Here is a 1,101-nt window from a genome sequence, read left to right on the forward strand (position 1 = left end):
TCGAGCCGATCGGCAACATCCCACCCGCCGAGGCCGAGGCGCGCTACTATGAACAACTGAACGAGCTGGCTATGGTCGCCTGAGTCAAACAAAATGGCCTCCAGGATTCCCGGCGCGGTTCAGGTCAAGCCGAGTTATCTGATCGGGCGACAACCCTTGGATCAAAGCGTCTGCGGTGCGCTTGCGGGCGCGAGCACGACCGGCGATCGCCACGCGCTCGATGACACCCGTGGTCGGGAGAATGATCTTCCGGGCGCGCAAGTCGGCAATCACGCCTTTGACGATCATTGGCCCGCGGTCAGTGTCCCATGCGGCGAGTGCTGCGGCGTCGATCATGGAGGCGAAATCGCCTCTGCTGGGCAAGCGCAACCCGAGGGTCGTCGCAAGGATCTGAGCGTGGTCGGTCATCGTCTGAGGACGACGTTGATAGGTTTCGAATGCCGATCGGGGAATTTCGAGCTGGGTAGCCAACCAGGCCACCAGTGCAGCGACGGAGCCGTCCATGTAAAACAGCGTCGTGCCGGGATGGCGGAGAAGGACGAGTTGCACCGCAAAGCCGAGCTGATTGGTTTTACCGCGGCGCGTGAGAAGGAGATTTCGATCAGACCGGGTAAAGGTGTAGTGCCGCACCAGGCCGTCGGGATCGGCCGGTACACCAAGGAGAACATGGCGTTCTTCGTCTGTCAGCAATCTTCTTTGCGCCAATCAATCCCCCCTTTTCCGGCAAGAAACCCGATCTCTGCCTCAGGAATTCAGGAACTAGCTGTAGATGCTCGCATTCATCGGCGGTTGTGCCCGAATTCATCGCAAATTTCTGCTCGAATTACGTGATCGCGGCACGCCTCTGCGCTCAAATTAGCTGCCTCCATGCTCGAATTGAACGATCGGTGCTCGATATATGTCTATGCACAAGGTAATTAATCACCGATGCGCCGACCGAATATTTATTTCAGAACCGTCCAAGCTGGGTGAATCAAGGGAAACGCGATGAGGCCGATTGCCGCCGTTACCCCGATTAGAAGTGGATTGCTGACCTTCCAGCGAAAGAGAACGCCGAGAGACGCGAAGCCGATGAGGGCGGTCAGCCAGTCACCGATGGCG

At 58.1% G+C, this 1,101-nt stretch carries 1 protein-coding gene; it reads right to left on the minus strand.

The window, feature by feature from the left end:
* Window positions 1-84: 84 nt before the first annotated feature.
* Window positions 85-690, minus strand: coding sequence for a DUF4158 domain-containing protein (locus L2A60_RS20525; RefSeq protein ID WP_235706313.1), 606 nt, complete (start codon window positions 688-690; stop codon window positions 85-87).
* Window positions 691-1,101 lie beyond the last annotated feature (411 nt).

The sequence above is a fragment of the Acidiphilium iwatense genome (assembly GCF_021556475.1).
Classification (GTDB): domain Bacteria; phylum Pseudomonadota; class Alphaproteobacteria; order Acetobacterales; family Acetobacteraceae; genus Acidiphilium; species Acidiphilium iwatense.